General features: G+C 71.7%; 19 protein-coding genes and 1 tRNA gene. 8 read left to right on the top strand and 12 right to left on the bottom strand.

Annotated features, from left to right (window positions below; all coding sequences use genetic code 11):
* Nucleotides 1-3: 3 nt before the first annotated feature.
* The 3 genes from AB0K92_RS19205 to AB0K92_RS19195 all read right to left on the bottom strand — a co-directional run bounded on the left by AB0K92_RS19205 (nt 4) and on the right by AB0K92_RS19195 (nt 3,264).
* Entirely contained in the window at nt 4-825 is an 822-nt protein-coding gene (locus AB0K92_RS19205) for an ABC transporter permease (RefSeq protein WP_365924338.1), read from the bottom strand.
* Between the two features lie 75 nt (nt 826-900).
* Complete coding sequence (locus tag AB0K92_RS19200; RefSeq protein ID WP_365924427.1) at nt 901-1,875, bottom strand: ABC transporter ATP-binding protein; 975 nt, start codon at nt 1,873-1,875, stop codon at nt 901-903.
* 171 nt (nt 1,876-2,046) lie between these two features.
* A complete protein-coding gene (locus tag AB0K92_RS19195) occupies nt 2,047-3,264 on the bottom strand; it encodes an NYN domain-containing protein (protein ID WP_365924336.1) in 1,218 nt (405 codons plus the stop codon).
* Nucleotides 3,265-3,508: 244 nt separating this feature from the next.
* Between AB0K92_RS19195 and AB0K92_RS19190 the strand changes: the two genes are divergently transcribed.
* The gene (locus AB0K92_RS19190; RefSeq protein WP_365924334.1) at nt 3,509-3,673 is read left to right on the top strand and encodes a hypothetical protein; all 165 of its coding nucleotides are present in this window, start codon (nt 3,509-3,511) and stop codon (nt 3,671-3,673) included.
* A gap of 89 nt (nt 3,674-3,762) precedes the next feature.
* Here the strand turns inward: AB0K92_RS19190 and dnaE are convergent, their stop codons facing one another.
* Nucleotides 3,763-7,302 (bottom strand): DNA polymerase III subunit alpha, encoded by a 3,540-nt coding sequence (gene dnaE, locus AB0K92_RS19185; RefSeq protein ID WP_365924332.1) that lies wholly within the window; start codon nt 7,300-7,302, stop codon nt 3,763-3,765.
* 181 nt (nt 7,303-7,483) lie between these two features.
* On the opposite strand from dnaE, the gene AB0K92_RS19180 reads away from it, so the two are divergent.
* The 5 genes from AB0K92_RS19180 (at nt 7,484) to AB0K92_RS19160 (ending at nt 13,699) form a co-directional block, all read left to right on the top strand.
* Entirely contained in the window at nt 7,484-8,833 is a 1,350-nt protein-coding gene (locus tag AB0K92_RS19180) for a DUF2252 domain-containing protein (protein WP_365924330.1), read from the top strand.
* Between the two features lie 84 nt (nt 8,834-8,917).
* The gene (locus AB0K92_RS19175) at nt 8,918-9,634 is read left to right on the top strand and encodes a hypothetical protein (RefSeq protein ID WP_365924328.1); all 717 of its coding nucleotides are present in this window, start codon (nt 8,918-8,920) and stop codon (nt 9,632-9,634) included.
* A gap of 85 nt (nt 9,635-9,719) precedes the next feature.
* The gene (locus tag AB0K92_RS19170; RefSeq protein WP_365924326.1) at nt 9,720-10,520 is read left to right on the top strand and encodes a DsbA family protein; all 801 of its coding nucleotides are present in this window, start codon (nt 9,720-9,722) and stop codon (nt 10,518-10,520) included.
* 153 nt (nt 10,521-10,673) lie between these two features.
* Nucleotides 10,674-12,332: an alkaline phosphatase D family protein gene (locus AB0K92_RS19165; protein ID WP_365924324.1), complete on the top strand. Its 1,659-nt coding sequence runs from the start codon at nt 10,674-10,676 to the stop codon at nt 12,330-12,332.
* A 332-nt stretch (nt 12,333-12,664) separates the two neighbouring features.
* On the top strand, nt 12,665-13,699 hold the full coding sequence (locus AB0K92_RS19160) for a zinc metalloprotease (RefSeq protein ID WP_365924322.1): 1,035 nt from the start codon (nt 12,665-12,667) through the stop codon (nt 13,697-13,699).
* A gap of 5 nt (nt 13,700-13,704) precedes the next feature.
* Here AB0K92_RS19160 and AB0K92_RS19155 read toward each other — a convergent pair whose 3' ends face one another.
* Nucleotides 13,705-14,277 (bottom strand): dienelactone hydrolase family protein, encoded by a 573-nt coding sequence (locus AB0K92_RS19155; RefSeq protein WP_365924320.1) that lies wholly within the window; start codon nt 14,275-14,277, stop codon nt 13,705-13,707.
* Nucleotides 14,278-14,384: 107 nt separating this feature from the next.
* On the opposite strand from AB0K92_RS19155, the gene AB0K92_RS19150 reads away from it, so the two are divergent.
* Nucleotides 14,385-15,512 (top strand): mechanosensitive ion channel domain-containing protein, encoded by a 1,128-nt coding sequence (locus AB0K92_RS19150; protein WP_365924318.1) that lies wholly within the window; start codon nt 14,385-14,387, stop codon nt 15,510-15,512.
* 9 nt (nt 15,513-15,521) lie between these two features.
* Here the strand turns inward: AB0K92_RS19150 and AB0K92_RS19145 are convergent, their stop codons facing one another.
* The 5 genes from AB0K92_RS19145 to AB0K92_RS19125 form a co-directional block, all read right to left on the bottom strand.
* The gene (locus AB0K92_RS19145) at nt 15,522-17,105 is read right to left on the bottom strand and encodes a Na+/H+ antiporter (protein WP_365924316.1); all 1,584 of its coding nucleotides are present in this window, start codon (nt 17,103-17,105) and stop codon (nt 15,522-15,524) included.
* Nucleotides 17,106-17,171: 66 nt separating this feature from the next.
* Complete coding sequence (locus AB0K92_RS19140; protein WP_365924314.1) at nt 17,172-17,669, bottom strand: GNAT family N-acetyltransferase; 498 nt, start codon at nt 17,667-17,669, stop codon at nt 17,172-17,174.
* Entirely contained in the window at nt 17,666-18,610 is a 945-nt protein-coding gene (locus AB0K92_RS19135; RefSeq protein WP_165997635.1) for an RluA family pseudouridine synthase, read from the bottom strand. The genes AB0K92_RS19140 and AB0K92_RS19135 overlap by 4 nt, the downstream gene beginning before the upstream one ends.
* 66 nt (nt 18,611-18,676) lie before the next feature.
* Nucleotides 18,677-19,345, bottom strand: a complete 669-nt coding sequence (gene lspA / locus AB0K92_RS19130; protein WP_365924312.1) for a signal peptidase II — start codon at nt 19,343-19,345, stop codon at nt 18,677-18,679.
* Nucleotides 19,346-19,406: 61 nt separating this feature from the next.
* Complete coding sequence (locus AB0K92_RS19125) at nt 19,407-20,843, bottom strand: TraR/DksA family transcriptional regulator (protein ID WP_365924310.1); 1,437 nt, start codon at nt 20,841-20,843, stop codon at nt 19,407-19,409.
* A gap of 593 nt (nt 20,844-21,436) precedes the next feature.
* Here AB0K92_RS19125 and ileS point away from each other — a divergent pair.
* Complete coding sequence (gene ileS / locus AB0K92_RS19120; RefSeq protein ID WP_365924308.1) at nt 21,437-24,586, top strand: isoleucine--tRNA ligase; 3,150 nt, start codon at nt 21,437-21,439, stop codon at nt 24,584-24,586.
* A 92-nt stretch (nt 24,587-24,678) separates the two neighbouring features.
* Here the strand turns inward: ileS and AB0K92_RS19115 are convergent.
* Nucleotides 24,679-24,752 (bottom strand) — tRNA-Ser (locus tag AB0K92_RS19115).
* Nucleotides 24,753-24,927: 175 nt separating this feature from the next.
* Entirely contained in the window at nt 24,928-26,046 is a 1,119-nt protein-coding gene (locus AB0K92_RS19110; protein WP_365758776.1) for a DivIVA domain-containing protein, read from the bottom strand.
* Nucleotides 26,047-26,077: the final 31 nt, after the last annotated feature.

Genomic DNA, 26,077 nt, shown 5'->3' with positions numbered 1-26,077 from the left:
GCGTCACCGGACGGCGGCCCGCCGGTACGCCCACGTGGCGACGGCCAGCGAGATCACCCCGACCCCGGCGCACACCGCGAGGTCACCGGCGACGGCGGCCCAGTCGGGGTGGGCCGAGAAGGTGTGCGCGTACGCCTCCACGCCGTACGTCGACGGCAGCAGGTCCCGGACGAGACGGATGAGCGCCGGCATCCGGTCGGGCGGCAGCACGCCCAGCAGCAGCGCCGCCGACATGCCCAGCTGCCCGAGCAGCGTGGCCAGCTCCGGCCGGGACGCGAGCAGTCCGCACGCGGCCCCGAGCCCGGCGAGCGCGGCCCCGGCGAGCGGGACGACCGCGAAGAGGATCCACAGGTGGGTGAGCGGGAGGCCGAACAGCAGGCAGCCGACGACCGCGGTCACGAAGGTGCCGGGGAGGGTGAACGAGGCATACGCGCCCGCCGCCCCGAGCACCACCGCGGCCGGCGGCACCGGCAGGGTGGCGTAGTGGTCGAGCCCGCCGGTGGCGCGCAGCTGCCCGAAGTACTGCGCGAGCAGGTTCAGCGCGACGAACGCGACGACCACGACCGACGAGCCGGCCACGACGTACCGCGCCTCGCCGCCGCCGTCCACCACCCCGCGCATCATGATCATGATGCCGATGGACTGGAAGGTCGCCACGAACAGCAGCGGGATCCGCGCCACCCGCGCCCGCGACAGCTGCGCCCGGTACACGGCGCACAGCGCCGGCCACAGCCGGGCGGCCGGCGCCAGCTCGGCGGCCGGACGGCGCGCCTCGTCGCCGGCCAGGGCACTCCCCGGCAGAACCTCTGCGGGTACGACACTCACGCGACGCTGCTCCTCTTCACTGCGGCGTTCCCTTGGCGGTGGCCCTGTTCCGTACGGACGCGGCGGCCCGGCTGCTCATGCCTTCACCAGACCCTGCCGCGCGGCCCCGCCGAGCGCCATGTACACGTCCTCCAGGCTCGGCGTGGTGAGCGTGAAGTCGTCCAGCGCGGCGAAGGCGGCCCCGCCGGTGACGGTGGAGACGACCGCGCGGGCCTCCTCGGGTGCCAGCCGCAGTGTCCAGCGGCGCCCCGACTCCTCGGCCCGGTCGCGCAGCGCGGCCACCTCCGGCACGTCCAGCGGCGCCCGCTCCCGCCACACCAGGTCGACCCGCACCTCGCCGGCCACCCGCTCCTTGAGCCCGGCGGGGGTGTCGCAGGCGATCACCCGGCCCTGGTCGAGCACGGCGACCCGGTCCAGGACGGTCTCCGCCTCGATGACGTTGTGGGTGACCAGCACGACCGTGGTGCCGCGCTCGGCCCGGCGCCGGTCGACGGCGGACCACACCGCGCGCCGCGCCACCGGGTCCATCGCGGCGGTCGGCTCGTCCAGCACCAGCAGCGGCCGCTCGCCCACCAGCGCGGCGGCGAAGCAGGCCAGCCGCCGCTGCCCGCCGGAGAGCCGCTTCAGCGGCCGGCCGGCGATCGGGGCGAGCCCGAGTTCGTCGAGTACGGCGTCCCGCTCGGCCCGGGCCCGCCGGGCGTCCAGGCCGCGCAGCCGCCCGGTGGTCTCGGCGGCGAGCGAGACGGTCAGCTCGTCCAGGGCGGTGGACTCCTGGCCCAGGTAGGCGAGGATGCGCGAGGCCCGCTCGGGGTGGCGCACGATGTCGTGGCCGAGGATCTCCACGCTGCCGCTGTCGGGCCGCATCAGCCCGGTCAGCTGGCGCACGAGGGTGGACTTGCCGGCCCCGTTCGGCCCGAGCAGCCCGAAGATCTCACCGCGCCGCACATCGAGCCGTACGTCGTCGGTGGCCCGCACCGCGGGCGTCCCCGGCACCCCGCGCCGCCCCCGGGTCGCGGGGTAGGTCTTGGTCAGTCCGCGCACCGCGCACACGACCTCACCCCTGTCCCCCATGACCTGTGCCGCGCGCGTACTCACAAGGGACGAGCCTACGGGGTGCCGGACCGGCCTCCGCGCGCGGGGCGCCCTCCGGATCGACGAATACGGCGGTCCCCGCCGCCGCGCCGCGTTCCGCGCGGCACGGTCCTCCCCGGCGACCTGCGGCTACTCGCCCACGGGCGTGCGCTCCGCCCCGGTGCGGGCGTCGACCTCGCGCCAGAAGCCGGCCCGGATGGCGTAGCGGTCGTGCTCGTCGATCTGGTCGTCCTTGTGGGCCAGCAGCCCGAACCGGGCGGCGTAGCGCAGCAGCTCCCCGTCGATGCGGTGCGGGATGCGCGGGTACATCGCGGACAGCCGCTGGAGGTGTCCCTGGTCCCCCAGCCGGGAGATCCACCGCCGGGCGAAGACCTGACCCACCTCGTAGGGGTCGCCGCCGACCGTGGTGATGTCCTCCTCCCGGTCGGCCCACCGCTGCTCGGCGGTGGTCAGCTGGGCGAGGGTCGGCATGGCCAGGGCCTCGGGCGGCTCGGAGGCGACGCCGGGGCGGTCCACCCACCCTTTGTCGGAGGACCAGCGCAGGGTGGCGGTGGCGGGGTGCTGGGCGGCCGGCTGGGTGCCGTGGGCGCGCAGGGCGGCGAGGTCCTTGGGCGTCGGTACGCCCTTGGAGGCGGGCACCCGGTCCTGGGTGCCGTTCTGCGCGGCGGCCGGGGTGGGATGCGGGGCCTGTTCGGCGGGCCGCTCGGCCGCGCCGAGCGCGGACTCGGGCAGCGGCGCGGACAGGATCGCGGCGATCTCGGGGCGCGGCGCGGGCGGCGGCGCGCACACCCCGCCCGTCTCCTTCGCGCGGACCGCCTTGGTGATCCACGCCCGGTCCAGCACGCGCCGCTCGTCGGCCTCGGCGACCAGGTCCTCGGACTGGTTGTAGTCGCCGTCGGCGGCCTGGACGGCCCACAGGTGGACGGCCACACCGTGTTCCTTGGCGGCCATCATGCCCGGCAGCAGATCGCCGTCCCCCGTGACCAGCACCACGTCGGAGCAGGCGCGGTTGCGGGCCAGCTCGGTCAGCTCGGCGTGCATCGCGGCGTCCACGCCCTTCTGCGCCCAGCGGCCGTCGCTGCGGGTCAGCGCGCCCAGCCGGACGGTGACCCGGGGCATCACGCGCAGCCGGCGGTGCTCGGGCTGCGGGACGCGGTCGGGGGCGCCGTCGAACCAGTAGATGCGCAACAGCGGCTGCTGGGTGTCCGACTCGGCGCGTTCCCTCAGCCCTTGGATGAGGGCGGCGTGGTCGACGGTGATCCGGGACCGCGAGGGCTCCCCGGCGAGGAGGCTCGCCGCGGCCCCCAGCAGATACCCGGCGTCCACCAGGACGATGCAGCGGTCCACGCGACTCACCCTCTTCCTGGGAGGTTTGCTTCGGGCTTCCTTCGAGTCTGCCCGACGGCGCAAGGGTTAACGGCCCGAACTCGATCTTCGGCGTGGCGTTTGTGGGAATCGGCCGCCGGCCGCGCCCCGCGCGCGCTCCGACGAGCCTTGTCACGCACGGTAATTGTCCGACATGCGCGGCGTGTCGGCCTGTGTGAATCTGGTCCCGGCCCTGGCCCCTAGATCCCCCACAGGAGGCAGAACCATGGCCAAGAACAAGAACCGTGACCGTAAGCCGTCGCAGCCCGAGCGTGCGCCGCGGCGAGCCGAGCACTCCGTGATGGAGTCGCCGGCCGAGCAGCCCTCCCCGCAGGTGACCCCCGGCGACCTGGCCCGCAAGGGCCGGCAGAAGCGCTTCGGCCACAACTGACGTCCGCCTGACGGGCCGTTGACGCCCGGGCACGCGAACCAGGGGCGCATCCCGCGGGGGGTGCGCCCCTTGCGCTGTGCCGCGTACGGCTAGCCGGCCAGGCAGGACGGGCCGAGCAGCACCTTGAGGTCGCCGAAGAGGGCCGGGTCGGGCTTCACCCGGTGCCGGTCGAGGCGCAGCACGGTCGTCTTGGTGGGCCCCTGGAGCTTGATCCGCACCTCGCTGTCGCCCTTGTGGTGGCTGAGGACCTCGCCGAGGCGGCTGACGAGCGGCGGGGTGACCTTGACCGCCGGGATGGTGAGGACGACCGGCGCGTTGGTGCCCGCGTTGGACAGGTCCGGGACCATCAGCTCCATCGCGACCAGCCGCGGCACGTCCTCCCGCTTGTCGAGGCGGCCCTTGACGAACACCACGGCGTCCTCGACGAGTTGGGTGGAGACCAGCTGGTAGGTCGCCGGGAAGAACATGCACTCGATGGAGCCGGCCAGGTCCTCGACGGTGGCGATGGCCCAGGCGTTGCCCTGCTTGGTCATCTTGCGCTGGAGGCCGGAGATGATGCCGCCGATGGTGACGACCGCGCCGTCGCCGAAATCGCCTCCGGTGAGCTGGGCGATGCCTGCGTCGGCCTTGTCGGACAGCACGTGCTCCAGGCCGAAGAGCGGGTGGTCCGAGACGTACAGGCCGAGCATCTCGCGCTCCTGGGCGAGCAGATACGTCTTGTCCCACTCCTCGGTGGAGAACTCGACGTCGAGTCCAAAGCCGGGCTCGTCGCTGCTCTCGTCGCCCATGCCGCCGAAGAGGTCGAACTGGCCCTCGGCCTCCTTGCGCTTGACCGCGACCACGTTGTCGATCATCGGCTCGTACTGCGCCATCAGGCCCTTGCGGGTGTGGCCGAGGGAGTCGAAGGCACCGGCCTTGATCAGCGATTCGGTGGTGCGCTTGTTGCAGACGACCGCGTCGACCTTGTCGAGGTAGTCGGGGAAGGAGGTGTACTTCCCCTTGGCCTTGCGGCACTTGATGATCGACTCGACCACGTTGGTGCCGACGTTGCGCACCGCGGACAGGCCGAAGAGGATCACGTCGTCGCCCTGGGCGGCGAAGTTGGACTCCGACTCGTTGACGTTCGGCGGGAGCACCCGGATGCCCATGCGGCGGCACTCGTTGAGGTAGACGGCCGACTTGTCCTTGTCGTCCTTCACCGAGGTCAGCAGTGCCGCCATGTACTCGGCGGGGTGGTTCGCCTTGAGGTACGCGGTCCAGTAGGAGACCAGGCCGTACGCGGCGGAGTGGGCCTTGTTGAACGCGTATCCGGCGAAGGGGACCAGCACGTCCCAGAGCGCCTGGATGGCCTCGTCGCTGTAGCCGTTCTTGCGGGCGCCGGCCTGGAAGATGACGAAGTTCTTCTCCAGCTCCTCCGGCTTCTTCTTGCCCATGACGCGGCGGAGGATGTCGGCCTCGCCGAGCGAGTAGCCGGCGATGATCTGGGCGGCCTTCTGCACCTGCTCCTGGTAGACGATCAGGCCGTAGGTGACGTCCAGGACCTCCTTGAGCGGTTCCTCCAGCTCGGGGTGGATCGGGGTGATCTCCTGCTGGCCGTTCTTGCGCAGCGCGTAGTTGATGTGCGAGTTCATGCCCATCGGGCCCGGCCGGTAGAGGGCCGAGACGGCGGAGATGTCCTCGAAGTTGTCGGGCTTCATCATGCGCAGCAGGGAGCGCATGGGGCCGCCGTCGAACTGGAAGACGCCGAGGGTGTCGCCGCGCTGGAGCAGTTCGAAGGTCGTGGGGTCGTCGAGCGGGAGGCTCAGGAGATCGATGTCGATCCCCTTGTTGGCCTTCACCATCTTGACGGCGTCGTCCATGATCGTGAGGTTGCGCAGGCCCAGGAAGTCCATCTTCAGCAGGCCGAGCGACTCACAGCTCGGGTAGTCCCACTGGGTGATGGTCACGCCGTCGGTGTGCCTCACCCAGACCGGGACGTGCTCGGTGATGGTCTCGCTGGACATGATCACGCCGGCCGCGTGGACGCCCATCTGCCGGACCAGGCCCTCCACGCCGCGCGCGGTGTCGATGACCTTCTTCACGTCCGGCTCGTTCTCGTACATCGCCCGGACCTCGCCCGCCTCCGAGTAGCGGGGGTGGCTGGGGTCGGTGATGCCGGAGAGCGGGATGCCCTTGCCGAGGACGTCCGGCGGCATGGCCTTGGTGATCCGGTCGCCCATCGCGTACGGGTAGCCCAGCACGCGCGCGGAGTCCTTGATGGCGTTCTTGGCCTTGATGGTGCCGTAGGTGCCGATCATGGCGACCTTGTCGGCGCCGTACTTCTCCGTCACGTACCGGATCACCTCGACGCGCCGGCGCTCGTCGAAGTCGATGTCGACGTCGGGCATCGAGATGCGCTCGGGGTTGAGGAACCGCTCGAAGATCAGGCCGTGCGGGATCGGGTCGAGGTCGGTGATGCCGAGGGCGTAGGCGACGATCGAGCCGGCCGCGGAGCCACGGCCGGGGCCGACGGCGATGCCCTGCTTCTTCGCCCACATGATGAAGTCGGCGACGACGAGGAAGTAGCCCGGGAAGCCCATCGAGATGATGGTGTCCATCTCGTACTCGACCTGCTTCATGCGGTCGTCCGGGATGCCGTCCGGGAAGCGGCGGTGCATGCCGCGCATGGTCTCCTCGCGGAACCAGCTGACCTCGGTGTAGCCCTCGGGGATGTCGAACTTGGGCATGAGGTCGCGCTTCTGGAACATGCCGGTGGTGTCGACCATCTCGGCGATCAGCGCGGTGTTGGCGCAGCCCTGCTGCCAGGCGTCCGAGGAGTCGATGGCGTACATCTCCTCGGTCGACTTCAGGTAGTAGCCGGTGCCGTCGAACTTGAAGCGGTCCGGGTCGGAGAGGTTCTTACCGGTCTGGATGCACAGCAGGGCGTCGTGGGCGCCGGCCTCGTGCGCGTAGGTGTAGTGCGAGTCGTTGGTGACCAGCGGGGGGATGCCGAGCTTCCTGGCGATGTCGAGCAGGCCGTCTCGGACCCGGCGCTCGATCTCGATGCCGTGGTCCATCAGCTCCAGGAAGTAGCGGTCCTTGCCGAAGATGTCCTGGTAGTCGGCGGCGGCCTTCAGGGCCTCGTCGAAGTGGCCGAGGCGCAGCCGGGTCTGCACCTCGCCGGAGGGGCAGCCGGTGGAGGCGACGATGCCCTCGGACCACTTCGCGATGGTCTCCTTGTCCATCCGGGGCCACTTCTGCAGCCAGCCCTCGGCGTAGGCGTCGGAGGAGAGCCGGAAGAGGTTGTGCAGCCCGGTCTTGTTCACCGCCCACATCGTCTTGTGGGTGTAGCCACCGGAGCCGGAGACGTCGTCGCGCTTCTGGTGCGGCTGGCCCCACAGGATCTTGCGCTTGTTGCGCCGGGACTCGGGGGCGACATACGCCTCGATCCCGATGATCGGCGTGATTCCGGCCTTCTTCGCGGAGTGGAAGAAGTCGTACGCGCCGTGCAGGTTGCCGTGGTCGGACATGGCGATGTGTGTCATGCCCATCTCATTGCAGGCGTTGAACATGTCCTTCAGCCGCGCGGCACCGTCCAGCAGCGAGTACTGGGTGTGGACGTGCAGGTGCGTGAACGGCGGCTTTGACACGGTGCGGCCTCCAAGGAGAACACTCGGTGATGGGTGGGCGGACAGTTCGGGGGTCAGCGTCGAAGTCTATGCCGCGGGACTGACACTCCGCGGGCACTCATGCGTACCGTCGGACGTTGCAAGAGGGCGGACGCTCCGTCCGCCCAGGTCACGCACCACCCGCACCAGGAGGCACCCAGCGATGTCGTTTCCGCAGCTCAGCGACGAGCACCGCGGCGAGGAGATCCTCACCGTCCTCGACACCGCCTTCGGCGAGCTCCTGGCCGCCGACCCGGCCGCGTTCCGGGTCAAGTTCCGGAAGATGGCCGCGTCGGCGTTCGCCTTCTACCGGGGCACGGCGTGCCTCTTCTACCACGACCTGGACTCCGAGAACGCCGGGCGGGGCGGCGGGAGGATACAGAGCGGCCCGTATCTGGACGAGCGGACCTCCCGGGTGTGGATCCACGGCGATCTGCACGCCGAGAACTTCGGCACGTACATGGACTCGACCGGCCGGCTGATCTTCAACGTCAACGACTTCGACGAGGCCTACGTCGGCCCCTTCACCTGGGACCTCAAGCGCTTCTCCGCCTCGATCGCGCTGATCGGGTACGCGAAGGCGCTCAGCGACGACCAGATCACCGAGCTGGTGCGGGTCTACGCGGGCGCGTACCGCGAGCGCATCCACGCGCTGGCCACCGGCGCCAAGAGCGACGAGGTGCCGCCCTTCACCCTGGACACCGCCGAGGGCCCGCTGCTGGACGCGCTGCGCGACGCCCGCGCGCTGACCCGGTTCGGGCTGCTGGACTCGATGACCGAGATCCGCGACTTCGAGCGCCGCTTCGCCCCCGGCGGCGGCGCCATCGAGCTGGACGCCGCGACCCGGTACAAGGTGCTGGCCGCCTTCGACGGCTACCTGGAGACCCTGCCGGACGCCTCCCTGGCCCGCCCCGACTCCTACCGCGTGAAGGACGTCGTGGGCCGCCGCGGCATCGGCATCGGCTCGGCGGGCCTGCCGTCGTACAACATCCTGCTGGAGGGCCACAGCGACGCCCTGGAGAACGACGTCGTGATCTACATCAAGCAGGCCCAGACCCCGGCCGTCTCCCGGCACATCACCGACCCGGCGATCCGCGAGTACTTCCACCACGAGGGCCACCGCACGGTGATCTCCCAGCGCGCCCTCCAGGCGCACGCCGACCCGTGGCTGGGCTGGACCGAGCTGGACGGCGCGGGCCAGCTGGTCGCCGAGGTCTCGCCGTACGCGGTCGACCTGGACTGGGGCGACATCGACGACCCGGAGGAGATCGCGGCGGTCGTCGCCGACCTGGGCCGGGCCACCGCGTCGATGCACTCGGCCGCCGACGACCAGTCCGGGGAGTCCCTGGTGCCGTTCTCCACCGAGCGCGCCATCGACGCGGCCATCGCGGCCGACGAGGAGGGCTTCGCCCCGCTGCTGGTGGACTTCGCGCACACGTACGGGGCACGCGCGCGTGCCGACCACCAGATCTTCCTCGACCTGTTCCGCAACGGCCGGATCCCCGGCCTGTAGCCCCGCCGTTCCGGACCGCCGGCGCTCCCTCACAGGAACCCTTTAGGGGTCTCTTACCGGAGCCCATGACACACTCTCCACGCGATGGACATATCAGGGACCCAGCTCAGAGCCGTACGCGCGGCGCTGTTCACGGCGATCGTCGTGGCGCTCAGCACCGCGTCGCACGTGCTGCTGTCGCGGGTCCCGCTGCCCCTGGGCACGGTCGCGGCGATCGCCGTCGCCGTGTTCGTGATCGCGTACGCGCTGGCCGGCCGCGAGCGCGGCTTCGGCCGGATCGCCGCGCTGCTGATCCCGCTGGAGCTGGCCGCCGACACGGTCTTCACCACCGGCCAGCACGCCTGCTACGGCCGCGCCGGCGGCCCGGTCGCCGGCCCGCTGCGCTCGGTCGGCCTGGACGTGCTGTGCGGCGGCGGAGAGGTGGGCACCCCGCTGGCCCGGATGGCGGGGAGCACCGACACCCACCGGATCTCCGCGCTGCTCGCCGACGCCCACCCGGAGACCGCCTGGCTGCTGCTCGGCGCGCATGTCGGCGTGGGGCTGCTGGCGGCGGCCTGGCTGCGCCGCGGCGAGCGGGCGCTGGCCCAGCTGCTGGACGCCATGACGGCCACCACCTTCCGCCCGCTGCTGCTCGCGGTCGCCGCGGTCGCCGTCCGGCCGGCCCGCTCGGGCGGGGCGGGCCGGCGGCTGCCGCGCCTCGCGCCGCGCACCGCGCCCGCCGCCCGTGACCTGCTGCTGGCGCACTCCCTGGGACGACGGGGACCGCCGTGTCCGACCGGTGCCGCACCCGCTCACATCTGAGCGAAGCGACACCGCCCCCGCACACGACCGGTCCTTTGTCCATACGCGCGCACACCGGCGCGCGACCCCCAGGGAGAGCACGAAGATGAGCAAGCGCAACAGCCAGACGGCGAAGACGGCGGCCCGGGAGCGGCTGCGCCAGGAGCGCGAGCGGCAGGCCCGGCGCGAGAAGACCAGGCGGCAGCTGATCGTCGCCGGTTCGATGGTCGCGGTGCTCGCGATAGCCGGCGGCATCGGCTACGCGGTTGTCCAGGGCAGCAAGCCCACCGGCTGGGAGGCCGCCGCCGAGGCGAAGGTCGTCGCCCCGGCCCACACCTCCGGCAAGGACGGCACCACGATCCTGCTCGGCGACTCCAAGACCGACGACGTCATCCACCTCTACGAGGACCCGCGCTGCCCGGCCTGCGCCTCCTTCGAGCAGACCATCGGCGAGACGGTCAACAAGGGCATGGAGGACGGCGACTACAAGCTCTCCTTCACCCTCGGCACCTTCCTCGACGGCAACCTCGGCGGCGAGGGCTCCAAGAACGCGCTGAGCGCGCTCGGCGCCGCGCTGGACGTCAGCCCCGACGCGTTCCTCGACTACAAGGCCGCGCTGTACTCGGCGGAGTACCACCCCTCCGAGCAGACCGACGAGTTCGCCGACGACGACTACCTGATCAAGGTGGCGAACACGGTGGACGCCCTGAAGAACAACAAGAAGTTCCAGGACGCGGTCGAGAAGGGCACCTACGACGCCTGGGCGATGCGGATGAGCGAGACCTTCGACAAGACGAAGGACGTCAAGTCGACGCCGACCATCAAGATCAACGACAAGGTCGTCACCAACCCGAGCACCGTCGCCGAGTGGGAGAAGACGCTGAAGGACGCGGGCGTCACCAAGTAACCGGAACGGCGTCGGCGCGGCTTGCGAGCGCGGCGGCGCCCGGCGCGACGGCGCGGCTTGCGAGCGCGACGGCGGGCGAACTCCACGCGGTTCGCCCGCCGTTCACGTCCGTCCGCTTACCAAGCCCCTTACCGATCAGTAATCTGATCGGCCGTGACCAGTCGTTTCAGATCCCACACCAGCCCCGACTCGCCCGCCCCGAGCCGCCGTACGGTCGTCAAGGCCGCCGCGGCCGGGGCCGTTCTCGCGGCCCCGCTGGCCGCCGCCGCCCCGGCGCGCGCCGCCGAGGCCCCCGCCTTCCTGCACGGCGTCGCCTCCGGAGACCCGCTCCCGGACGGCATATTGCTGTGGACCCGCGTGACGCCCACCCCGGAGGCCGTCCCCGGCTCCGGCCTCGGCCCGGATGTCGAGGTGGAGTGGACCGTCGCCCTGGACGCGGCGTTCACCAACGTCGTCGCCAAGGGCTCCGTCACCGCGTCCGCCGCCTCCGACCACACCGTCAAGGCCGACGTCCGCGGTCTCGCGCCCGCCACCGACTACTGGTTCCGCTTCTCCGCGGCCGGCACCGCGTCGCCCGCCGCCCGCACCCGCACCGCCCCGGCCGCCGGCGCCGCGGTGGCCAACCTCCGCTTCGGCGTGGTCTCGTGCGCCAACTGGGAGGCCGGGCACTTCGCGGCGTACCGCCATCTCGCGGCCCGCGGCGACCTGGACGCCTGGCTGCACCTGGGCGACTACGTCTACGAGTACGGCACCGGCCAGTACGGCACGCGCGGCACCGTCGTCCGGCCGCACGCCCCGGCCCACGAGATCCTGACCCTCGCGGACTACCGGATCCGGCACGGCCGGTACAAGACCGACCCCGACCTGCAGGCGCTGCACGCCGCCGCCCCGGTCGTCGCGATCTGGGACGACCACGAGATCGCCAACGACACCTGGTCGGGCGGCGCCGAGAACCACACCGAGGGCGTGGAGGGCGCCTGGGCCGCGCGCCAGTCGGCCGCCAAGCAGGCGTACTTCGAGTGGATGCCGGTCCGCCCGGCGCTCGCCGGCACGACCTACCGGCGGCTGCGCTTCGGCAAGCTGGCCGACCTGTCCCTGCTGGACCTGCGCTCCTTCCGCTCGCAGCAGGTCTCCTTCGGCGACGGCGAGGCCGACGACCCGGAGCGCACGCTGACCGGGCGGGCCCAGCTGGACTGGCTGAAGGCGGGGCTGGCGGCCTCCGACACCACCTGGCGGCTGGTCGGCAACCCGGTGATGATGGCGCCGTTCGCCATCGGCTCGCTCTCGGCGGACCTGCTCAAGCCGCTGGCGAAGCTGCTGGGGCTGCCGCAGGAGGGGCTGGCCATCAACCCGGACCAGTGGGACGGCTACACCGACGACCGCCGGGAGCTGCTGGCGCATCTGCGGGCGAACGCCATCCGCAACACGGTGTTCCTGACCGGCGACATCCACATGGCGTGGGCCAACGACGTGCCGGTGAACGCCGGGACGTACCCGTTGTCCGCCTCGGCCGCCACGGAGTTCGTGGTCACCTCGGTCACCTCCGACAATCTCGACGACCTGGTCAAGGTCCCCGAGGGCAGTGTCTCCGCGGTCGCCGCGCCGGTCATCCGCGCCGCCAACCGCCATGTCCACTGGGTCGACACCGACCGGCACGGCTACGGCGTGCTGGACCTCACCGCCGAGCGGGCACAGATGGACTATTACGTGCTGTCCGACCGCACCAAGGCGGACGCGACCTCGTCGTGGGCGCGCTCCTACCGGACCCGCAGCGGCACCCAGAAGGTCGAGCGCACCTACGACCCGGTGTGACCACCCCGCGTGAGGGGCTGTTTTCAGCCAACTTGAGCGACGCCCTGCGCCCTTGAGGCGAGATCACGACGCTCCTTCCCTCACTACGGCGGGTGGTGCGATCCGTGGCCGAATTCCGGACACACCACCCGCCCGGTCACGGCGTTCGTCACGGCCGGATCCCGAACCCCGGACGAGCCTGACCCGTTCACCTCCCCAATCCTCCGCGTTTGCCGGGAATTTGATTGGGCCTGATCACAGCTCTTCCCGTTTGGGCATGTCCACGTAATCTCCGGGCGGCGGCCAGGAAGACCCCTGTGCCCCCTTCCCCACCGCATCCGCTAGGAGCCAGCATGCGTGCGCTTGCCCGGATATCTCCCTCGACGCGCAGACGTGTTCTCGCCACCGCCGTCGTGGCCGGAACCCTGATGCTCACCCCCCTGTCGGCGCCGACGGGCGCCGCGGCGGCCTCCACCACCACCGCCGCCGAATGCGTCGAGACCACCCACGCGGACACCCACGCGGACGCCCCCACGGATGCGCACGCGGACACCCACGCCACGGCCCGCGAGGCCCGCCCCGGAGCCGGCGAGCACGCCGCCGAGCCCAACGAGGTGAGCGCCGCCAAGGCCCAGGCGATGGACGCCGACCTGCGCCGCAAGCTCGACAAGCTGCCGGGCAACGGCCGCAGTCTGTCGGCCACCGCCACGACCACGATCCCGGTCTACTTCCACGTCATCCACGACGGCGACGCCGGCCGGCTCGACTCCGCCGACATCACCGCCCAGATGAACGTGCTGAACGCCGCCTTCGGCGGCCAGGGCACCGGCAACACCGACTCCGGCTTCCAGTTCACGCTGGCCGGCACTGACTACACCGACAACCCCGCCTGGTACAACGTCTCCTCCGGCTCGGCGGAGGAGAGGGCGATGAAGTCCGCCCTGCGCAAGGGCGGCGCGAACGCGCTGAACATCTACACCGCCAACCTCGGCGGCGGCCTGCTCGGCTGGGCCACCTTCCCCAGCTCCTACGCCTCCAGCCCGTCCATGGACGGCGTGGTCCTGCTGGACGCCTCGCTGCCGGGCGGCTCGGCGGCCAACTACAACGAGGGCGACACCGCGACCCACGAGGTCGGCCACTGGCTGGGGCTCTACCACACCTTCCAGGGCGGCTGCAACGGAAACGGCGACTACGTCGAGGACACCCCGGCCGAGAAGAGCCCCGCCTACGAGTGCCCCGAGGGCCGGGACACCTGCACCCGCAAGGCGGGCGCCGACCCCATCCACAACTTCATGGACTACACGTACGACGCCTGCATGTACCAGTTCACCTCCGGCCAGGTGACCCGCATGCAGCAGAACTGGGTCGCCTACCGCGCCAACGGCTGAACCGGCTAGTCCAGCGAGTCCAGGAAGCCGAGCGCCACCCGCCAGGTGGCCTCGGCGGCCTCCTCGTCGTAGTCCGGCAGGCCGGGGTCGGTGTACAGATGACCGGCCCCGGCGTACCGGTACACCTCCACGTCCGCGCCCGCGCGGCCCATCTGCAGATACCAGGAGCTGAGCCAGTCGTCCGTCTCGAACGGGTCCGGCTCGGCGACGTGCAGCTGCACCGGCAGTCCGTCCACCGAGACGTTCGGCGCGAGGTCCGAGGTGCCGTGCAGGAGCAGCAGGCCCTTCGCCTTCTCGTCGCCCAGCGCGAGGGTCTGCGCGATCGAGGCGCCGAGCGAGAAGCCGGCGTAGACCAGCCCCCTCTCCGAGTAGGGCGCGGCGGCGAGCACGGCCCGCTTCAGCAGCTCGTCCTTGCCGATCTCGTCCTGGGCCGCCATGCCCTCCTCGACCGAGTCGAACGTGCGCCCCTCGAAGAGGTCCGGCGTCCACACCTCGTGCCCGGCCGCGCGCAGCCGGTCCGCCGCGGCGCCAACCGCGGGCCTGAGGCCATAGGTCGAGTGGAAGAGCATGATGTTCATGAGCCCATGGTGCCAGCCGGGTGTGACATCCCAGGTGGCGGGCACTACCCGCAACGTCGGACGAATCACAGGTTCGTCCCGGCCATGGGCTGGTTACGTTCCTGGGCATGGAGAACATACTCCGACCGCTGATCGTGGTCGGTGGTTCCGTGCTGCTCACTCTGCTGATCGGCTGGGCCACCGACCTGCTGCTGCGCAGGGCCGACCAACGACAAGGAGACACCCCGCTGTGGGGCCTGCTGCGCCGTGGCCGCACCCCCTTCCAGCTCGTGCTGTGCTCGGCGCTGCTCAGAGCGTCCTACGTCGAGGCACGGGTGTTCCCCGACCACCGGGTCGGTGTCGGCCGCACCCTCACGGTCGTGCTCATCGGCTCGGCCGCCTGGCTGGTCATCCGGATCGCCGCGGCGGTCGTCGAGACCTCCTACAGCCGCTACGCCCACTCCCGGGCGCAGCGCGACCCCGCGCGGGTACGCCGGGTGCGCACCCAGGTCACGCTGATCATGCGGGTGGTCGCGGCGGCCGTCGGGGTGGTGGCGGTGGCGGCGATGCTGCTGACCTTCCCCGCCTTCCGCGCGGCGGGCGCCTCGCTGCTGGCGTCGGCGGGCATCCTCGGCATCGTCGCGGGTGTCGCGGCGCAGTCCACCCTCAGCAACATGTTCGCCGGGTTCCAGATCGCGTTCGGCGACATGGTGCGCATCGGGGACACGGTCGTCGTGGACGGCCAGTGGGGCACCGTCGAGGAGATCACCCTGACCTATCTGACGGTGCGGACGTGGGACGAGCGCCGGGTCACGATGCCGGTGTCGTACTTCACCTCCAAGCCGTTCGAGAACTGGTCGCGCGGCACCCCGCAGATGACCGGTGTCGTCTTCTGGCACCTGGACCACTCCGCGCCGGTGGAGGCGATGCGCGACAAGCTCCGCGACCTGCTGCGCGAGTGCCCGGCCTGGGACGGGCGCGCCTACGACCTGTCGGTCACCGACACCACGCCCAACACCATCGAGGTACGGGCGCTGATGACCGCGAAGGACGCCGACGACGTGTGGACGGTGCGGGTCACGGTCCGCGAGCGGATGATCGACTGGCTGGTCCGTGAGCACCCGTACGCCCTGCCGCGGGTCAACACGGCCGACGCCCTGCTGCCGCCGGGACGCCCGCCGGGCCCCCGCACCTCCCCCGACGGGCTGCCCAAGCGCCGCGCGGTGGAGTCGCCCCGCGCGGACCGGAGCGGCTGAGCGGCCGGCTCAGCGCAGGCTGCGCACGTCCAGCTGGCGCAGCACCCGGTCCACCACCTCGGGATCCGATCCCGGTTCGCTGCGCGCCGCCAGGACCTCGTGCCTGGCGGCGCTCAGCATCTCCCCCTCGATGCGCCGCACCCGTCGCATCCGCTGCGCGCGCTGGGCGTGCGCCTCCATCCGCTCCTCCTCGCCGAGGTCGGGGCTGATCCGCACACCGATCTCGAAGGCCCGCCGCAGCATCCGCTCGGACAGCTCCTCGGGCAGCTCCTCGACCTGCTCGATCTCCCGCAGCCGCCGCTTGGCCGCCTTGGCCGCCCGCACGGCCAGCGCCTTCTCCAGCTCCTTCTCCCGCCCGGTGTCGGCCTGGACGCCGAGCCGCCGCACCAGCCAGGGCAGCGTCAGCCCCTGGAGCACCAGCGTCGCCATGATCACGCCGAACGCGATGAACACGATCTCGTCGCGGTCGGGGAACGGCGACCCGTCGTCGGTTGTCAGCGGGATGGCCAGCGCCAGCGCCACCGAGGCCACGCCGCGCATCCCGGCCCACCACATGACGACGGTCTCCCGCCAGCTCATCGGGATGTCCTCGTCGTCACGCCGCGCGTGCAGCCGTTTGGTCAGCCAGGTCGCGGGGAGCAGCCACAGCAGCCGCACCAGGATCACGACCCCCGCGACGGCCGCTGCCCAGCCCAGCATCTCGCCCCAGCGCCCGGACGCGGTGCGGATCGCGTTGTGCAGTTCCAGGCCGATGAGCCCGAAGGCGACCCCGGTGACGAGGGTGTCGACGACGCTCCAGAAGGTGTGCCCGGCGAGCCGGGTCATCACGTCGTCGGCGTCGGTGGCGTACTCGGCGAGGAACAGCGCGGCGGTGAGCACGGCCAGCACCCCGGAGCCGTGCAGCTCCTCGGCGAGCACGTAGGCGGCGTACGGCACCAGCAGGGTCAGCCCGATCTGCAGGGTGGCGTCGTCCAGCAGGTCCATGAGCCGGTTCGCGCCCCAGCCGAGCACGAGCCCCGCCAGCACCGCGACCACGGCGGACAGCACCAGGTCGAGCCCGGCCTGCCAGGGCGAGAAGGTGCCGCTGACCACGGCGGCGATCGCCACGTGGTAGAGCACGATGGCCGTCACGTCGTTGAACAGGCCCTCGCCCTCCAGGATCGACACCAGCCGGCGCGGCAGCCCGAGCTGCCCGGCGACGGCGGTCGCGGCGACCGGGTCGGGCGGGGCGACCAGCGCTCCGAGCGCGAGGGCGGCGGCGATCGGCAGCCCCGGCACGATGGCGTGGGCGACGGCGCCCACACAGAGCATGGTGACGAACACGAGCGCCACGGCGAGCAGGAAGATCGGCCGTTTGTTCGCCGCGAACTGCCGCCAGGAGGTGCGCCGTACGGCCGCGTAGAGCAGCGGCGGCAGCAGCAACGGGAGGATCAGCTCCGGCGGGATGTCGACGTTCGGCACGAAGTCGGGCAGCGCCAGCACGATCCCGAGCAGGGTCATCAGGACCGGCGCGGGCAGCCGCAGCCGGTCCCCGGCCGGTACGGACACCACGGCCCCGAGCAGCAGCACGAACAACAGGGCCAACTGATCCACGCTCAGCGCTCCGACGGTCTGGACGATCAAGGCCCCCGGCTCCAGGGTGCCACGCGCCGGCCGATGCTAGAGGGCGCGCCGCATCGCCCGGTGCGGAATCCCGGCCTCCAGGTACTCCGGGCCGTACGCCTCGTAGCCCAGCCGCTCGTAGAAGCCCAGCGCGTGCGTCTGCGCGTGCAGGTCGACCGCCGTGAGGCCCCGCGCGCGGGCCGCGTCCTCGATCGCCCGGACCAGCGCCACGCCGATGCCCAGCCCGCGCGCGTCCGGCAGCACCGCGAGCCGCCCCAGGGCGCCCACGGACGGGTCGCCGCCGGTGCGTTCCGCGGCGCTCTCGCCGTACAGCAGCCGCCCGGTGCCCAGCGGGGCCCCGTCCTCCCGCACGGCGAGCACATGCAGCGCGACGGCGTCGTACGCGTCGTACTCGATGTCCTCCGGGACGCCCTGCTCGGCGACGAAGACCTGCTTGCGCACCGCGAAGCACGCCTCGCGGTCACCGGGTTCCTCGGCGACACGGACGGTGTACGGCGGCGGAGTGGCCGGACCCGCCGGGGTGGGCGGGGTCATCCGTAGGTCTCCTCGCGGACCTGGTCCAGCGCCTGCTGGAGGTCCTCGGGGTAGTCGCAGGCGAACTCGACCCACTCGCCGCTGCCCGGGTGCTCGAAGCCCAGGCGGACGGCGTGCAGCCACTGCCGGGTCAGCCGCAGCCGCTTGGCCAGCGTCGGGTCGGCGCCGTACGTCAGGTCGCCGACGCAGGGGTGGCGGTGCGCGGACATGTGCACACGGATCTGGTGGGTGCGGCCGGTCTCCAGCTTCACGTCGAGCAGGGAGGCCGCGCGGAACGCCTCGATGAGGTCGTAGTGCGTGACGGAGGGCTTGCCCTCGGCGGTGACCGCCCACTTGTAGTCGTGGTTGGGGTGGCGGCCGATGGGGGCGTCGATGGTGCCGCTGGTCGGGTCGGGGTGGCCCTGGACGAGCGTGTGGTACCGCTTGTCGACCGTGCGCTCCTTGAACTGGCGCTTCAGTGACGTGTACGCGTACTCCGACTTCGCCACGACCATCAGACCCGAGGTGCCGACGTCCAGGCGGTGCACGATGCCCTGGCGCTCGGCGGCACCGGAGGTCGAGATCCGGTAGCCGGCGGCGGCGAGGCCGCCGATGACCGTGGGGCCGGTCCAGCCGGGGCTGGGGTGGGCGGCGACACCGACCGGCTTGACGATGACGACCACGTCATCGTCGTCGTGCACGATCTCCATGCCCTCGACGGGCTCCGCCACGACCTGCACGGGCGCGGCTGCCTGCGGCATCTCGACCTCCAGCCAGGCGCCGCCGCGCACCCGCTCGGACTTGCCGACGACCGCGCCGTCGACCAGCACCTTGCCCGCCGCGGCCAGCTCCGCGGCCTTGGTACGGGAGAAGCCGAACATGCGGGAGATGGCGGCGTCGACGCGCTCGCCCTCCAGGCCGTCGGGCACGGGCAGGGTACGGATCTCGGGAATCGTGCTCACCCGTCGAGTATGCCGGACGGGTGAGACAGTCCCGAACGCGCGCCCTCGGCGGCGGCCGGTCCCTGGCTAGTCCTTGTGGACGGTCCCGTCCGGGTCGAGGCCCCTGAAGGACAGCAGCACGATCAGGATGCCGCCGCACACGATCGCCGAGTCGGCGAGGTTGAAGACGGCGAAGTGCTTGGGCGCGATGAAGTCCACGACGGCGCCCTCGAAGACGCCGGGCGAGCGGAAGATCCGGTCGGTGAGGTTGCCGAGCGCTCCGCCCAGCAGCAGGCCGAGCGCGATCGCCCAGGGCAGGCTGTAGAGCTTGCGGGCGAGGCGGGCGATGACCACGATCACGGCCGCCGCGATCACCGTGAAGATCACGGTGAAGGCCTCGCCGAAGCCGAAGGCCGCGCCCGCGTTGCGGATCGCCTCGAATCGCAGCCAGTCGCCGATGATCTCGATCGGCTCCTGGTGCTCCAGCTTCTCGACCACGATTATCTTGCTGACCAGGTCGAGGACGTAGGCGATGGCGGCGACCACGAACAGCACCGCGATCCGCCGCTGGCCGCGGGGCCGCGCGGGAGCGGCCCCGGACTCGGCCCCAGACTCGGACTCGGCCCCGGCGTCGCCGAAGGCGCCGTCGCCCGTCCCGCCGGCGCCGGTGTCGTCGACGCCCGGCCGCTCCGGCTCCTCGCCCCGCGCCGCGTCCGGGTTGTCCGGCGTACCGATGATGCGCTCCGCCTCTGCCACGTGAGTCCCTCAGCCTAGGTACCTGACTGAGGACGAGGGTACGGCACGCCTTCCGTCCCGATCAGTACCGGCGTTCCTGCTTCTGCTTGCACTCCACGCACAGGGTGGCGCGCGGGAAGGCCTGCATCCTCGCCTTGCCGATCGGGTTGCCGCAGTTCTCGCACAGGCCGTAGGTGCCCGCGTCCAGGCGTTGCAGGGCGCGCTCGGTCTGGGTCAGCATCTCGCGCGCGTTGGCGGCGAGCGCCAGTTCGTGCTCGCGCGTGATGTTCTTGCTGCCGGTGTCCGCCTCGTCCTGGCCGGCGCCGTCCCCGGAGTCGCGCATCAGGCCCACCAGGGACGCCTCCGAGGAGGCGATCTCGGCGCTCAGCCGCTCCATCTCGCCCGACAGCTCCGCGCGGGCCTCCTCGACCTCCTCGGGGGTCCAGGGGTCCTCACCGGGGCGCACCGCCAGGTCGCCGGGCTCCGCCGCGGCGACACGTGCCTTGGGAACGGCGGTCTGGGCCGCCGGGGCCGTGCCAGGAGTCTTCTTCGCAACCACCGTCGTGGCTCCCGTCTGCTTCGCGGCCTCGGCCGCGCCCGCCTTCTTCGCCGTACTCTTCCCGGCCCCGCCTTCGACGGGACCCGTCACACCACCGGCTTCCCCGCCGGCACCCGCCACCTCCCCGCGCGGTTCCTTCCCGGCCGCGGCCTTCTTGTCCGCGGTCTTCCTGACCTCGCTCTTCTTGACCTCGGTCTCCTTGACCTCGGTCTTCCGGCGTTCGGTCGCGGACTTCTCGGCTGCCGTTTCCTTGGCCGCGGTTTCCTTGGCCGCGGTCTTCTTGGCCGCAGTCTTCTTGGCAGCGGTCTTCCTGGCTGCGGCCTTCTTGGCTGCGGCCTTCTTGGCTGCCGTCTTGCCGGGTACGGCCTTGTGGGCCGCCGTCTCCAGCGGCTCCGGCTCCTCGGCCGCCGCCCCGGCCACCACCGTCTTCTTCGCCGCCGCCTTCTTCCCGACCGCCGTCTCGGGCACCGCCTTCTTCGCGGCCGCCTTCTTCGCGGCCACCTTCTTGGTCACCGCCTTGTCGGCGGCCACCTTCTTGGCGGTCGCCTTCGTCCCAGTCGCCTTCTTGGCCGCGGCCTTCTTCGCAGTCGCCTTCGTCGCAGTCGCCTTCTCGGCCGTCACCTTCTTGGCCGCGGCCTTCTTCGCCGCGGTGCTCTTCACGGCGGTGGTCTTCGCCGCAGAGGTCTTCACACCCGCCTTCTTCGCGGCCGTCTCCTTCACGGCCCCCGCACCCGCACCCGCCGTCGCCCGCGCAGCCGCCTTGGCCCCCGCACCCGCCGTCGTGCCCGCCCCCGCGCCCTCCCCGCGCACCGGCTTCACCGCGTTCACCGCGCGTTTCGCGACCGCCGCCGTCCCCCGGGCGCTCTTCTTCCCGCTCACGTCCTTGGCCGCGCCGCCGGAGGCACTGGCGCCTGTGGCCCTGCCGGACGCCGACTGCTGTACGGCGGTCTTCTTCGCCATGGCCGCGGCCCCTTCACATATTGTGATCTTGCTCGCGAATCGTGCTGGGACGATAAATCGACTCGAGTCCCGCGGCAACGGGGCACGCCGCCCGATTCGCCCGCCCCACGCCCCCCGCGCGACCGGCATGCATGCGTTGTGCCCAGCTCCCGGCCGGGTATGCCGCCCGGCCGGACTTCCCCGGATCCCGGCCCGCGCACGTGACCATTCGGGTCATCCCCGGCGGCGCGCCCCGCCCTCCGCAAAACCGGTCGGCCGCTGTCCGTGGGGCGCCGTACACTGGGCGGAGCGAGAAGCGTGGATGGGGACGAGTAGCGGCGTACGCAGCCCAGAGCGACCCGGGGACGGTGGAAGCCCGGGGGCGAGCGCGTCGTGAAGATCACCCCGGAGCCGCCGGAAGAAAGCCGCAGCCCAGACCGCCGCGGTGAGTAGAACCGGCTTCGCGACCCCAATGAGGGGGCTCACCGGCGCACGACCCGCGCCGGAGGGCCAAGGAGGGTGGTACCGCGGGAGCGCGCCGAAGGCGGCGCAGGAATGACGTAGCTCTCGTCCCTCCGACGGAAGGCAGCAAGTCCGCCGGAGGAAGATCGCTGATGACGACAGCGCCGACGTACCGCCAGGTGCCCGCCCAGGTCGACCTGCCCGCGCTCGAGCACGCGGTGCTCGAGTTCTGGCGCGAGCAGAAGATCTTTGCCAAGAGCCTGGAGCAGTCCCAGGGCCGCCCCGAATGGGTGTTCTACGAGGGCCCGCCCACCGCCAACGGCATGCCCGGCGCCCACCACATCGAGGCCCGCGTCTTCAAGGACGTCTTCCCCCGCTTCCGCACCATGCGCGGCTACCACGTGGCCCGCAAGGCGGGCTGGGACTGCCACGGCCTGCCGGTCGAGCTGGCGGTCGAGAAGGAACTGGGCTTCTCCGGCAAGCAGGACATCGAGGCGTTCGGCATCGCCGAGTTCAACGCCCGGTGCCGCGAGTCCGTGACCCGCCACACCGACGCCTTCGCCGAGCTGACGACCCGCATGGGCTACTGGGTCGACCTCGACGACGCGTACCGCACGATGGACCCCGAGTACATCGAGTCGGTCTGGTGGTCGCTGAAGGAGATCTTCAACAAGGGCCTGCTGGTCCAGGACCACCGCGTCGCCCCCTGGTGCCCCCGCTGCGGCACCGGCCTGTCCGACCACGAGCTGGCACAGGGCTACGAGACGGTCGTCGACCCCTCGGTCTACGTCCGCTTCCCGCTGACCTCCGGCCCGCTCGCCGGCGAGGCCGCCCTGCTGGTGTGGACGACCACCCCGTGGACCCTGGTCTCCAACACCGCCGTCGCCGCCCACCCCGAGGTCACCTACGTCGTGGCGACCAACGGCGAGGAGAAGCTGGTCGTCGCCGAGCCACTGGTCGCCAAGGCCCTCGGCGAGGGCTGGGAGACCACCGGGCAGACCTTCACCGGCGCCGAGATGGAGCGCTGGACCTACCAGCGCCCGTTCGAGCTGGTCGCGTTCCCCGCCGAGGCCCACTTCGTGGTCAACGCCGACTACGTCACCACCGAGGACGGCACGGGCCTGGTCCACCAGTCCCCCGCCTTCGGTGAGGACGACCTCAGGGTCTGCCGCGCCTACGGCCTGCCGATGGTGAACCCGGTCCGCCAGGACGGCACCTTCGAGGAGGACCTGCCCCTGGTCGGCGGCGTCTTCTTCAAGAAGGCCGACGAGGCCCTCACCGAGGACCTCGGCGCCCGCGGCCTGCTCTTCAAGCACCTGCCGTACGAGCACAGCTACCCGCACTGCTGGCGCTGCCACACCGCGCTGCTCTACTACGCGCAGCCGTCCTGGTACATCCGCACGACGGCGATCAAGGACCGTCTGCTCCAGGAGAACGACAAGACCAACTGGTTCCCGGACACGGTCAAGCACGGCCGCTTCGGCGACTGGCTGAACAACAACATCGACTGGGCGCTGTCCCGCAACCGCTACTGGGGCACCCCGCTGCCCATCTGGCGCTGCGAGGAGGGCCACCTCACCTGCGTCGGCTCCCGCGCGGAGCTGACCGAGCTGACCGGCACCGACCAGTCCGGCCTCGACCCGCACCGCCCGTTCATCGACGACGTCACCTTCACCTGCACCCACGAGGGCTGCTCCCTCGACGCGGTGCGCGTGCCCGAGGTCATCGACGCCTGGTACGACTCGGGCTCGATGCCGTTCGCGCAGTGGGGCTACCCGTACAAGAACAAGGAGCTGTTCGAGAGCCGGTACCCGGCGCAGTTCATCTCCGAGGCCATCGACCAGACCCGCGGCTGGTTCTACACGCTGATGGCCGTCGGCACGCTCGTCTTCGACAAGTCGTCGTACGAGAACGTCGTCTGCCTCGGCCACATCCTCGCCGAGGACGGCCGGAAGATGTCCAAGCACCTGGGCAACATCCTCCAGCCGATCCCGCTGATGGACCAGCACGGCGCCGACGCGGTGCGCTGGTTCATGGCGGCCGGCGGCTCCCCCTGGGCGGCCCGCCGCGTCGGCCACGGCACCATCCAGGAGGTGGTGCGCAAGACGCTGCTCACCTACTGGAACACGGTCGCCTTCCAGGCCCTGTACGCGCGCACGTCGAACTGGGCGCCCTCCGAGGCCGACCCGGCCCCGGCCGACCGCCCGCTGCTGGACCGCTGGCTGCTGTCCGAACTGCACGCGCTCACCGACCAGGTGACCCAGGCGCTGGAGGCGTACGACACCCAGCGCGCCGGCAAGCTGCTGTCCGCGTTCGTCGACGACCTGTCCAACTGGTACGTCCGCCGCTCCCGCCGCCGCTTCTGGCAGGGCGACAAGGCCGCGCTGCGCACCCTGCATGAGGTCGTCGAGACGGTCACCAAGCTGATGGCCCCGCTGACCCCGTTCATCACCGAGCGGGTCTGGCAGGACCTGATCGTCCCGGTCACCCCGGGCGCGCCGGAGTCGGTGCACCTGGCGTCCTGGCCGGAGGCCGACCTCGGCGCGATCGACCCGGAACTGTCGCGGCAGATGGTGCTGGTGCGCCGCCTGGTGGAGCTGGGCCGGGCCACCCGCGCGGAGTCCGGCGTCAAGACGCGTCAGCCGCTCAAGCGCGCGCTGATCGCGGCGACCGGCTTCGAGGCGCTGGACCCCGAGCTGCACACCCAGATCACCGAGGAGCTGAACGTCGAGGCGCTGGCGTCGCTCAGCGAGGTCGGCGGCTCCCTGGTCGACACCACGGCCAAGGCCAACTTCCGCGCGCTGGGCAAGCGGTTCGGCAAGCGGGTCCAGGACGTGGCCAAGGCGATCGCGAACGCCGACGCGGCGGCGCTGTCGCTGGCGCTGCGCGAGGGCAACGCCTCCGTGGAGGTCGACGGCGAGACCATCACCCTCGCCCCGGACGAGGTGATCATCACCGAGACGCCGCGCGAGGGCTGGTCGGTGGCGTCCGACGCGGGCGCCACGGTCGCCCTCGACCTGGAGATCACCGAGGAGCTGCGCCGGGCGGGCCTCGCCCGTGACGCGATCCGGCTGATCCAGGAGGCCCGCAAGAACAGCGGCCTCGACGTGGCCGACCGGATCGCGCTGCGCTGGACGGCCACCGACCCGGCGGTCGTCGCGGCCCTGACCGAGCACTCCGCGCTGATCGCCGACGAGGTGCTGGCCACGGACTTCGCCCAGGGCGAGGCGGACGACTCCGGCTACGGCGAGCCGTTCACCGACGAGGGCCTGTCCCTGACCTTCCGCCTGCGCAAGGCGTAGGGCACACGCAGAAAGGCCCGGTCCCCCGCGAGGGGGGCCGGGCCTTTCCGCGTCGCCCGTCGTCACAGTTCACGGAAGGGCGACGAGCGGACCGGGGCGGGCCGGGTTCGAACCGGCGTGCCCTCGACTGTCGTCGAGGTGCGCCTGCCTCTGCGCTACGCGCCCCCGAGCACCCTACGTGACTCCGAGCGCCCCATGGCAACCCGGGGCGCTCCCCCGGAAGGACGAGCGAAAGGGCAGGCACAAGGGCGGAGAAAGGGCGGACAAAAGGGCGGGGCCCCGGATCGGAATCCGGGGCCCCGCCCTGAACGCTGCCGACGGCTACGCCGTACTACGCGCTGTCAGTTGTCGTCCTCGTCGATCAGGAACCCGCGCATCGGCGAGGGAGCCTGGCCCATCGGCGACGGACCCTGCGGCCGGACCGGAGCCATCGGCTGGGTCATGGCCGGCGACATCTGCTGCTGGCCGCCGTAGGACGGAGCGGACGGGCTCGGCGCGCCACCCATCGACTGGTTGCCGCCGTACGACGGGGCGCTCGCGCCGGCCGGGGCCATGGAAGGCGCCGGGGACGGCGGGAGGGACGCGGTCGCCGGGGTGCGCGGCGGGGCCAGCGAGTCGTCGGCCTGGGTCTCCAGCTGACGCAGCTGCGACTCCAGGTACGACTTCAGGCGCGTGCGGTACTCGCGCTCGAAGCCGCGCAGGTCCTCGACCTTGCGCTCCAGCGTGGCGCGGGCGGACTCCAGGGAGCCCATCGCGACACGGTGCTTCTCCTGCGCGTCCCGCTCCAGGGCGTCGGCCTTGGCACGGGCGTCCCGCTCCAGACCCTCGGCGCGCGAACGGGCCTCGCCGACGATCTTGTTGGCCTCGGAACGGGCCTCCGCGATCGCCTGGTCGGCGGTCTGCTGGGCCAGCGACAGGACACGGGCGGCGCTGTCGCCACCGGGGCCCTGACCGGGGCCGCCCATCGGACCGCCCATGGGGCCGCCCATCGGACCCGGGCCCATCTGGCCCTGCATGGGGCCACCCTGGCCCATCGGACCCTGGCCCATCGGACCGGGACCCTGCGGACCCTGACCGCCGGGGCCGGCGGGCAGCTGCGGGGCACCGCTCGGCAGCTGGGGCGGGCCACCCATGGGGCCGCCCATCTGCTGCTGCGGCGGGCCCGATATGCCGGCGGGCACCGGAGCGCCGGGACCTCGCATGCCCTGCTGCGGCATGCCCTGCGGAGGCTGCTGCTGGTCCTGCTGCTCCTGCGGCTTGCGCATGTTCTGCTGGTTCTGCGCGGCGGCGCGGGTGGCCGCGGCCAGCTTCGCGCGCAGATCCTCGTTCTCGCGGAGCAGACGGGTCAGTTCGGCTTCGACCTCGTCGAGGAAGGCATCGACCTCGTCCTCGTCATAGCCTTCTCGGAGGCGGACGGTCGTGAACTGCTTGTTCCGCACGTCCTCGGGGGTCAACGGCATCTCTTCACCTCAACGTAGTCGTCGGCATTCG

The organism is Streptomyces sp. NPDC052687, from assembly GCF_040678395.1.
In the GTDB taxonomy this organism is placed as follows: Bacteria; Actinomycetota; Actinomycetes; order Streptomycetales; family Streptomycetaceae; genus Streptomyces.
The sequence above is the reverse complement of the archived record's forward strand: the minus strand, read 5'-3'. Positions and strand labels throughout refer to the sequence as shown.

Excerpts from the sequence above, each read along its gene's own strand:
- AB0K92_RS19190 (WP_365924334.1), top strand. The coding sequence starts at position 3,509 with ATGGCCAAGAACAAGAACCGTGACCGTAAGCCGTCGCAGCCCGAGCGT.
- AB0K92_RS19180 (WP_365924330.1), top strand. The coding sequence starts at position 7,484 with ATGTCGTTTCCGCAGCTCAGCGACGAGCACCGCGGCGAGGAGATCCTC.
- AB0K92_RS19175 (WP_365924328.1), top strand. The coding sequence starts at position 8,918 with ATGGACATATCAGGGACCCAGCTCAGAGCCGTACGCGCGGCGCTGTTC.
- AB0K92_RS19170 (WP_365924326.1), top strand. The coding sequence starts at position 9,720 with ATGAGCAAGCGCAACAGCCAGACGGCGAAGACGGCGGCCCGGGAGCGG.
- AB0K92_RS19160 (WP_365924322.1), top strand. The coding sequence starts at position 12,665 with ATGCGTGCGCTTGCCCGGATATCTCCCTCGACGCGCAGACGTGTTCTC.
- AB0K92_RS19155 (WP_365924320.1), bottom strand. The coding sequence starts at position 14,277 with ATGAACATCATGCTCTTCCACTCGACCTATGGCCTCAGGCCCGCGGTT.
- AB0K92_RS19150 (WP_365924318.1), top strand. The coding sequence starts at position 14,385 with ATGGAGAACATACTCCGACCGCTGATCGTGGTCGGTGGTTCCGTGCTG.
- AB0K92_RS19140 (WP_365924314.1), bottom strand. The coding sequence starts at position 17,669 with ATGACCCCGCCCACCCCGGCGGGTCCGGCCACTCCGCCGCCGTACACC.
- AB0K92_RS19125 (WP_365924310.1), bottom strand. The coding sequence starts at position 20,843 with ATGGCGAAGAAGACCGCCGTACAGCAGTCGGCGTCCGGCAGGGCCACA.
- ileS (WP_365924308.1), top strand. The coding sequence starts at position 21,437 with ATGACGACAGCGCCGACGTACCGCCAGGTGCCCGCCCAGGTCGACCTG.
- AB0K92_RS19110 (WP_365758776.1), bottom strand. The coding sequence starts at position 26,046 with ATGCCGTTGACCCCCGAGGACGTGCGGAACAAGCAGTTCACGACCGTC.